Source organism: Peptostreptococcaceae bacterium (assembly GCA_016649995.1).
Lineage (GTDB): Bacteria > Bacillota > Clostridia > Peptostreptococcales > BM714 > BM714.
On record JAENWJ010000020.1, the window covers coordinates 18,957 to 27,808 of the forward strand.

The 8,852-nt window shown below is 42.6% G+C and carries 8 protein-coding genes, 1 tRNA gene, 1 riboswitch and 1 other annotated feature; of the genes, 1 reads left to right on the top strand and 8 read right to left on the bottom strand.

Annotation, left to right across the window (positions count from 1 at the left end):
- Window positions 1-17 precede the first annotated feature (17 nt).
- From JJE29_05245 to JJE29_05280, 8 genes are all read right to left on the bottom strand, one after another.
- The gene (locus JJE29_05245) at window positions 18-2,444 is read right to left on the bottom strand and encodes a homocysteine S-methyltransferase family protein (protein MBK5252021.1); all 2,427 of its coding nucleotides are present in this window, start codon (window positions 2,442-2,444) and stop codon (window positions 18-20) included.
- Entirely contained in the window at window positions 2,380-3,051 is a 672-nt protein-coding gene (locus JJE29_05250) for a methionine synthase (protein ID MBK5252022.1), read from the bottom strand. Before JJE29_05250 ends, JJE29_05245 begins: the two co-directional genes overlap by 65 nt.
- Complete coding sequence (gene metF / locus JJE29_05255) at window positions 3,048-3,941, bottom strand: methylenetetrahydrofolate reductase [NAD(P)H] (GenBank protein MBK5252023.1); 894 nt, start codon at window positions 3,939-3,941, stop codon at window positions 3,048-3,050. Before metF ends, JJE29_05250 begins: the two co-directional genes overlap by 4 nt.
- A 17-nt stretch (window positions 3,942-3,958) precedes the next feature.
- Entirely contained in the window at window positions 3,959-4,681 is a 723-nt protein-coding gene (locus tag JJE29_05260) for a UPF0280 family protein (protein MBK5252024.1), read from the bottom strand.
- Window positions 4,674-5,093, bottom strand: a complete 420-nt coding sequence (locus tag JJE29_05265; protein MBK5252025.1) for a 4Fe-4S binding protein — start codon at window positions 5,091-5,093, stop codon at window positions 4,674-4,676. Before JJE29_05265 ends, JJE29_05260 begins: the two co-directional genes overlap by 8 nt.
- A gap of 1 nt (window position 5,094) precedes the next feature.
- A complete protein-coding gene (locus JJE29_05270; GenBank protein MBK5252026.1) occupies window positions 5,095-6,267 on the bottom strand; it encodes a homocysteine biosynthesis protein in 1,173 nt (390 codons plus the stop codon).
- Between the two features lie 72 nt (window positions 6,268-6,339).
- Window positions 6,340-6,440: riboswitch (SAM riboswitch) on the bottom strand.
- 346 nt (window positions 6,441-6,786) lie between these two features.
- Window positions 6,787-7,006 (bottom strand) — a binding site (T-box leader).
- A 114-nt stretch (window positions 7,007-7,120) separates the two neighbouring features.
- A complete protein-coding gene (locus JJE29_05275; protein MBK5252027.1) occupies window positions 7,121-7,597 on the bottom strand; it encodes a phosphatase PAP2 family protein in 477 nt (158 codons plus the stop codon).
- A 282-nt stretch (window positions 7,598-7,879) separates the two neighbouring features.
- Window positions 7,880-7,956: transfer RNA gene (locus tag JJE29_05280), tRNA-Pro, on the bottom strand.
- A 114-nt stretch (window positions 7,957-8,070) separates the two neighbouring features.
- Here JJE29_05280 and JJE29_05285 point away from each other — a divergent pair.
- The gene (locus tag JJE29_05285) at window positions 8,071-8,412 is read left to right on the top strand and encodes a hypothetical protein (protein ID MBK5252028.1); all 342 of its coding nucleotides are present in this window, start codon (window positions 8,071-8,073) and stop codon (window positions 8,410-8,412) included.
- Window positions 8,413-8,852: the final 440 nt, after the last annotated feature.

Here is an 8,852-nt window from a genome sequence, read left to right on the forward strand (position 1 = left end):
TACGTTTAAGTCAATTCTTATTTAAAAAAATCTTGCGCGATTGAAACTGCGGCACGGGCATCCTTACCATAATAGTCGGCGTCGATTTGTCTGGACAATTCCGGACTTAGAACGGCTCCGCCCACGAAGGTATGGCAGGATGGATGTTTTTCATTAAGCAATTTGATGGTTTCGGCCATCGTATCTACAGTTGTAGTCATAAGGGCGCTGAGTCCAACTAATTTAATATCGTTTTTTATGGCTTCTTCTACAATTGCTTCCGGGGTTATATTCTTTCCTAAATCGAGTATTTCGAAGCCGTAGTTTTGAAGAAGCGTCTTCACAATATTTTTTCCGATATCATGCACATCACCCTTCACTGTGGCAAGAATAATGCGTCCCTTGGTTAACCGAGGCCGACCATCTTTTGATAGATGCTCTTGCAGAATCTCGAAAGAACTCTTCACGGTTTCGGCCGAACGAATCAGCTGGGGCAGAAAAAGAATCCGCTTTTCATACTGTTCACCGACATAGTCAAGCGCCGGAATCAAATGGTCATTGACGATTTCCATTGCATCGACAGTTTGAAGCATTTCAAGTGTTTTTTCCTTGACTGCGCCTTTATGGCCCTCCAAGATGATTTGCTTAAGCGATTTTTGGGAGATGTCTGATGATGAAGGTGCTATTGATGGCTCATCGGTGAAGGAAGCCAGATAGTCGCGTGCATTTTCATCTTTACCGGAGAGTACTCTATATGTTTTTACGATATTTTGAATACCCGGCGATAATGGATCTACTATGGGCGCATCAAGTCCGGCTGAAAGAGCCATAGCCAAAAATGTACTGTTTATAAGGTCTCTTCCCGGCAGTCCGAAGGAGACATTGCTTATTCCCAAAACTGTTTTTACACCGAAAAGCCGCTTTATTTCTGTGACGGCTTTTATTGTTTCAATAACTTCCTTTTGCTGGGCCGAGGCTGTGAGCACCAAACAGTCTATGAGAATATCCTCTCTCGGGATACCTGCTTTTAAAGCCCTACGAATGATTTTATCGGCTACTTTTATACGATCTTCAGCCGTTTTAGGGATTCCTTTTTCATCAAGAGTCAGGCCCAATATGCATGCTCCGTATTTCTTGGCTAGTGGGAGTATGGTGCGCAGACTATTTTCCTCTCCGCTTACGGAGTTGATAATGGGTTTTCCATTGCAGATGCGTAGAGCCGCCTCGAGTACCGCAGGCTTTGTGCTGTCTATTTGAAGAGGGGTATCCAATACGTCTTGGATTTCCTTTATGGCCTTGATCATTGCTTCGCGCTCGTCTATTTCGCGTATGCCTACGTTGACATCCAAAATGGCTGCACCGGCCTCTTTTTGCAGAATCGCTTCTGTCACAACATAGTCGAAATCGCCTCTTTTTAGGGCTTCCTTGAAAAGTTTCTTGCCTGTGGGATTTATTCTTTCGCCTATAAGAACGGGATCTTCGCCTATTTGAACGGTTTTAGTTGAAGAACAAACAACAGTTGCTTTCTCCGCTTTTATGGAAACAGGGCGAAGAGTAGCGACTTTCTTTTGCATTTTTATTATGAATTCAGGTGTAGAGCCGCAACAACCACCTAATACCGAAGCTCCGGCGGCTACAAGAGAAGCCATTTCTTCGGCGAAATCATCCGCCGATATATCGAAAGAGGTGACTCCGTTATGGAACTTCGGGAGTCCTGCATTCGGCTGGACCATTATAGGCACATCGGTAGCTTTGCTCATGGCTTCTATGATGGGTTTTAGTTCCGAAGGTCCCAGGGAACAATTGACTCCGAGAGCCGCAACTCCAAGGCGTCCTATTACATGAGCCATTGTAGAAGGATCGGTTCCTGTCAAGGTTCTCCCGTCACGCTGAAATGTCATTGTCGCGAAAATTGGGAGATTTGAGTTTTCGCGCGCGGCCAATACTGCGGCCTTAAGTTCATGAAGATCTGAGACGGTTTCGATGAGTATCAGGTCTGCGCCGCCGGAAACCCCGGCAAGGACTTGACGCTTGAAGATATCGTAGGCTCTTTCGAAACTTAAATCGCCGATTGGTTCGAGAAGCTGCCCGATAGGACCGATATCTAAAGCTACTAGGCTTCCGTTGGATTTGTTTTTAGCCAGAGCAATGGCTTGATGAATAATTTCCTCCACTGAATAATTGGATTCGGCAAGCTTCAATTCGTTGGCTCCGAAGGTGTTGGTTGTTATGATGTCAGCTCCGGCTTCCGCGTATTGCCGATGTATGTCTTCTATAATTTCCGGGTGAAGGAAATTGTATTCCTCGGGTAGTCCGCCTACTGGTAGACCGGATTTTTGAAGCATTGTGCCCATTGCTCCGTCGAAGAAAACGAATTCCTTTCCAAGTTTGTTTTGGAGTTCAAGAGTGTTCAATTTGTGTTTCCTCCTTTTTGAATGGGCATGAAAGTCCGGGCATGCAGTCATTGCAATTACGGATTTTCTCATCGGCAGGCTTTTCCTGAAGTCCGATTATGGCAGTTACGGATTTGCGGGGAATCAGTATCATATTTTCTGTGGTTGCAAGGCCGATACTCCGCTGCGCATCGAGAACCCGCAAAAGTGAAGACTGGATTGTCAGAGGAAAGTCTCCATAACCGGGACTAAACCTATGGGTTGCAAACAAATTGTTTTTCCCCGCATCCAGCCTTATGGAGTTTTCTATTTCGTCACAGAAAGATTCAATAGCAGTTGTAGCCACCGCATCCATGACCAATGCTTCAGACAAATCTGTGCGTCCTATGTATCTGATTAATTTATCCATTTTAGGACCCAGGGTGGCGGCCATTATCACGCAATATTTGGAATCGGCCAAATGATTTCTGATGGATTCGCCTTCAAGTGCAAAATTTTCAGCTTTGACTATTACGGATGACCTCTCTAAATGTAGGGGGAAAGTTCTATGAACGTGCAATGGCATTATTTGTTTTTTGAATTTTAAAAGGCAAAGGTCGATAAGGGTTTCTGTTTGAGTATCGGCTATTTTCTTGCCATATCCGAGATACCTTCTAATTTCTTGCTTGTCGATATTCATGCAATCTCCTTGGTTAAGGCATCCCTGATAGATGAGATGCTGTCGATGATTTTACGTGTCGTTTTTGGTTTATTCATTGTGTACAAATGGATTCCGTCTACACCCCATGAAAGCAAATCGATGATTTGTTCGATTGCGTAGGCGGTCCCGGCCTCTTTTAGGGCTTCGGGATTGCCTTCATACTTGTCCAGAATTCTTGTGAATTTGGGTGGAAGATTGCATCCGCTGAGTTTGATAATATGATCCATTTGGCCTTTGCTTAGAACTGGGAGTATTCCTGCTGAAATTGGAACATCTATGCCTGTCTGCCTGGCCTTGTTTAGAAAATCATAAAAAAGTTCATTGTCAAAAAAGAGCTGGCTGATTAAAAAGTCGGTACCGGAATCAACCTTCCTTTTTACATGAGCAAGGTCAGTTTCTATATTTTCACATTCGGTGTGGCCTTCCGGATAGACAGCTCCACCTACACAGAAATCACCATGATTGCGAATATGCGTTACTAAATCCGAGGCATGGTTGTAGTGAAGGGGATTCGGGAAGTTGAAATTCTTGTCACTCGGCAAGTCGCCTCTGAGCGCGAGAATGTTTTGAATGCCGTTTTTGCTTAGATTCTTCAATACATCGGTTATTTCATTTTTTGTCGATGTGGCGCATGTTAAATGGGCTAAAGTTTCCACTTTGTATTTGTTTCGTATGGTTGAGGCCAGTTCTAAAGTAGTTCTTGCAGTGCTGCCTCCGGCTCCGTAGGTTACGCTTATAAAGTCGGGCTTTAGGTCTTTCAACGCCTCAATTGTATCATAGACCGTATCTATAGGCGTGTTTTTCTTAGGTGGAAATATCTCAAAAGAAATAACAGGTTTCTTCTGTATATACAGGTCTTTTATTTTCATGATATGCTCCTTTGTCGTCAGGGGCGAGTCAAAACGAGATCGCCCCATGTACCCAGTTGATTGTCAATGATAATTAGCAGTCCGCATATGCCCGGAAGAGCTTTGCCCCATGAAAGGGCGTTTTTTATGTCGTCACTGGTTTTCACTCGATTTGCAATTGCCGTGGCGGCTGCATCTGCAAGGCATATGTTTTGAGAAATAGCAACGACCCCGTCGGCATTGCCGAAACTTAGAGAGTGTCCGATTTTGCCGGATGAAGTGCAGATTCCCAATGGGAAACTCGAAGGTTTAATAGAAAGAGCCAGCTTTTCGGAAAAGGGAGAGTCTCCGGCGTGAATCAGCACTTTTTTTGTCCTTTCGCTTTTAATAAACAAATCTCCTCCGTTTTCCACCAAGATTTCTTTTGAATATGGAAGCAAAGAAATTCCCACAGACTCAGCCACCGCGCCTGCTACGGCTGCCATTGGGCCTACATTGGCGATTTTCGCGGCCTTTGCCATCCTATGAATGATAGGGGGAGCCATGGCATCGACATTAATCGGCACGAGACTGTGGTGGAAATCGGGATGTAGCTTTATATATTCCAAAAGTTGCCTGCGCGTATTTATAAGAGTGGATCGGGTGATTTTTTCAAGATTTCGATTGGCAGAAACATGCAGGTCCGATTCTCCTTCCACAACAGTGAAATTTTTTAGTCCTTCGGATTGCATCATTCGCCTATAAGTTCTTTCCTCATACATTCTCTCGCCTCTTTTGATTTGTAATTGCTCCAAGAGGACAAGCAGGGATGCAGTGTCCGCATGCCAGACACTTTTCGGGGGAAAAGCTTAAAAGCCAAGTTTTCGGGTCTAGTGACAGAGCTTTTGCTGGACATACTGCGGTGCATGCGCCGCAATGAACGCAAAGTTCATCATTCCAAATAATTTGGGAATCTCCCGAGTCGACATTTATGCCGGTAGTTTTTAGCCAGGTCAAGGCTTCGGATATTGCATTAGGGGTTCCGTCGATGAGAATGAGTAGATTTCCCGTTACGTTTAAACCTATAGACGCCCTGAGAATATTGATTCTTAAATCATAATTCTTGATGAGGGTATATGTGACAGGTTCCTCGGTCAATTCGGGGGGGAATGTTAAAAACCATTTTTCTTTCATTTTAAGCATCCCCTTTTCTTTTTATTTCCAAAGTGTTCAGAGTGTTTGTCAACGGAAATTGCGCCACAGGTTTTGTTATTTCAAAATCGCCGTTTTTGATTTGCTGTTTTAGCAGTTCGGCGATTTGTCTGGATTTATGCAGGCTTGTGATGGGGGCTGTCGGAATTTTCTTCCCCTGAATCTCTACAAAACCGCTTCTTAGTTCTTCATAGCTGACTGTGCCAAGGCTAGGTTTATCGCGTCGCTTTACGCTGTAATCTTCGATGTTGGTGAATATGTCCCTGTCAGTGATGGAAACGTTTGACATCATCTCGGCGTCAAGAATCGGAATTGGAATACCGATGCCCACGAACATGGAAATGCCATAATCTTCGAATACGGCAGGCTGAATAAATTCGGTCGACATGGATCTTAAATCGCCTGAGACCGCTAGAGTGCCCCCAGGTGCGTCGGGCAAACCGTTTTCTCGTCTGCTTCGACCGGAACAAAATTGGGTTCCCATCCAGGAAACAAAGCCTTGTGCACCTGCAAGGAAAATCTTGGTGCCGATGCCTATGGTCCTGTAATAGGGATCGTTTATTAGGGGACTCAACTGGCCGGAGGTGCAGTAGTGGACGTTGCCCATATTCGATTTTAAAATGCCCATATAGGTGTGAAGCGGCAGGTCTGAGGTATTTATAGCCGCGCTGTAATTTTGATAGGCATTTCTCGGATTATACAAATAAGCTTCATTGATGTCGTCCAAGGTAATGCATGTGTCGATGCTTTTTCGAGGATAACAATCCGTCCCAGGTGATGAGGCCTGGAGGCGAACCTCTTTACGGTCAATAAGATCGCAGATGACATGGGCGCCGCCGTAGTGAATACCTTTAGATATTGAAGTTTCCGTTGCTCCGATATAGGCATCCACAGCTGCCAAACCGGCGTATGCAGGCACGTCATTCAAAGTGACACTAGTCATTCGAATGGGTGGGTCAGCGTGACCGAAGTTTAGAAAAGCGCCTGTCGAGCACATTGGACCGAAGGTGGCTGTTGTTACAACGTCGACATACTTTGCCGCTTCGGTGATTCCCTTTTCGGCTATTATATCAAGGACTTCATCAGCGCTTACAATGACAGCCTTTCCCTCTTTGATTTTTTTGTTAATTTCTTCATACGATTTTTTGTTAGACATTTGAAACTCCTCTCTTTTTCATCTGGAAATAAAAAAAACCTCTTTCAACAGAAAGAAGTTTGTCCCCAATAGTTCTTATCTGCCGGTAAATACCGCTGGATTTAGCACCATGTACATAATGTACTGGTTGCCGGGCGTCATAGGGCCAGTCCCTCGACCACTCAGGATAAGTGTAATATTTAATTATTTAAGTGTTATTTTACATTAAGGAATATACATTGTCAAAGGTTTTTGCATATTTATAGAAAAGTTTTTTGCATATTTTCAAGAAACGAGTAATTAACACATAAAAAGACCCATTGCATTTGCAACAGATCTTTTTAAGTGTTAATTATAAGGTCAATGTCTTCTTCCATATAACCCTCCCCTATATTGTTATTCAGAGAATCTGCCTGCGCCGAAATGGTTAACATTCGGGTCGAAGCCCTTGAGCATATCCAATTCCTGCTTTGTCAAAGTTTTCTTTTCTTTCATGACCTTTGCCTCCTTTCAAAAAAATAAAACGTCCTTGAAGTAAACTTCAAGGACGGATTTTCCGCGGTACCACCTTAATTGCACTAATGTGCCTCTCTGTCGGTTCTAGCAAACCTAGGCCGATAACGAGGCCAATCGTTGCAAGTTACTTGTTTCGCCTGCAAAACTCCGGAGTGATCATTGCTCTTTAGCATTGTCGGTTTTCACCATTCCCGACTCTCTGATAATGCTTTGTAAAGAGTTTTGTCTCCATCAACGTTTTGTATATTAATGAGAAGTATAACAGAAGAATTATTGATATGCAAGGGAAATTTGAAAATAATTCAAAATAATCTGAAAACCACAATCCTATGCCGGAACATTATTGTGCAGGGGTATTCTACCTATCCCCTTGCTTGCGTTTGTTACAAAGACTCTTGCTAAACACGACGAGCTTGTAGCCTAGATATCCCACAATGATTCCGAGCATAATACCCGCAAATATGTCAGTAGGGTAATGTACATAAAGATATAGCCTTGAAAACGAAATTAGTATCGCAAGAACAAGTGCCGGCTTCCATAACCACTGTTGACTTAAATACAGTGAGGATACCGCAGCGAAGGATGCAGCCGTATGACCGGATGGAAAAGAATAATCGGTGGGGCGAGCGATAAGAAGCTGTACTGTTGTGTTCACGTCACAGGGACGAACCCGAGCAACAAGGGGCTTCAAAATTATATTGCAGACAGTTACATCCAAAATCAGGGCAAACAGCAGGGCAAAACCGGCCCTTCTATATTTGCGGCTAATCAGTAGGGTAATAGTTAGTATGATCCAAACTATACCCGCATCGCCAAGCTTTGAAATAGTTGGCATTAGCACATCCAAAAAATCATTGCGGCAATTGTCATATATAAAATTCAAAATTGTAAAATCAAATGATAGCAAGTTGCTTCACATCCTTAACCTGCGATAGAGTTGCCGGATTTTATTATACAAACGCATATGGTCATTCGTATCATAACATGAATTTGCTTGCTCCTGCATCTGATGCATGCGGATTCATCTGTGGAGCCGAAAACCTTGCATTACAGTTTTTCCGGGCATAAAAAAACGATACGGCAATTGACACAATTGCATCAATTACCATATCCGTTATGGTCGGAGTGACAGGACTTGAACCTGCGACCTCTTGGCCCCCAGCCAAGCGCTCTACCAAACTGAGCCACACCCCGTAGCCAACTACTATATTATGATATAAAATCTTAAAATGTGCAAGTAGTTTCTATAGAAAATTACAGCGAAAAGTGTATAATCCAATTTCTGCTATGAATGAATCGGAAGGATATTTGGGTCAATGGATTTTAGAAGGTGAGGGTGGAGATAATTATACAGTGACCATTAGTCAAGGCTCTGCTGAAACAAACTCTGAAGCTGGTTACTTCATGATGATTGAAAGTTATTATCCAGGTGCAGATGTAATGGGACCTATTGGAGGGGCATTAATTATCGATGGGACCAATGCAGTTTACTCAGTTGATTCCAGTGAAGGTATTCTCAATACAGAAATGGATATGGTATTAGATGGAGATCAATTGACATTTACTTGGACAGGGGGAGACTTTATTTTCAATATCAGAACATTAGGCGAAAGTAGGATATTTACTAGAATGAATGAGTATCTTAAGTAGCGTTGGCAAATGAAATCTTCTCAATCAAGGACATTTAGTTACAAAATAAAAGATAAAGATTAAATGATTCAGCCTTCTTATTACTTGTCATTGTTGGGGTAGTTCTCACTTTCTAATGTAATTATTGAGGGCTACTCATATTAAAATAGTTTTATCATAAATACTTCTTTGTATAAAGAGGTATCTTTTTGATTAATGGTATTGGAGGAAGTCAGATTATTATTAGTCAAATCAAATGCATTGAAAAAGCCACAAGTCATTCTTTGAAAAACGAGTTGTGGCTAACATTAATACTCATCTATTTAGTGTCTACTGATTAATTTACGATAATTATTGTGGGACTATCGATAATGAAAATTTACGCCCAAATAATAACTCCCAAACAAAACATAAAAAAATGCGTGAATGAATCTTGAATAGATTCATTACAAATATGGACA

Coding starts and splice junctions, on each gene's coding strand:
- JJE29_05265 (MBK5252025.1), bottom strand. CDS start 5,093: ATGAAAGAAAAATGGTTTTTAACATTCCCCCCCGAATTGACCGAGGAA.
- JJE29_05260 (MBK5252024.1), bottom strand. CDS start 4,681: ATGTATGAGGAAAGAACTTATAGGCGAATGATGCAATCCGAAGGACTA.
- JJE29_05270 (MBK5252026.1), bottom strand. CDS start 6,267: ATGTCTAACAAAAAATCGTATGAAGAAATTAACAAAAAAATCAAAGAG.
- JJE29_05275 (MBK5252027.1), bottom strand. CDS start 7,597: ATGCCAACTATTTCAAAGCTTGGCGATGCGGGTATAGTTTGGATCATA.
- JJE29_05250 (MBK5252022.1), bottom strand. CDS start 3,051: ATGAATATCGACAAGCAAGAAATTAGAAGGTATCTCGGATATGGCAAG.
- metF (MBK5252023.1), bottom strand. CDS start 3,941: ATGAAAATAAAAGACCTGTATATACAGAAGAAACCTGTTATTTCTTTT.
- JJE29_05245 (MBK5252021.1), bottom strand. CDS start 2,444: ATGACTGCATGCCCGGACTTTCATGCCCATTCAAAAAGGAGGAAACAC.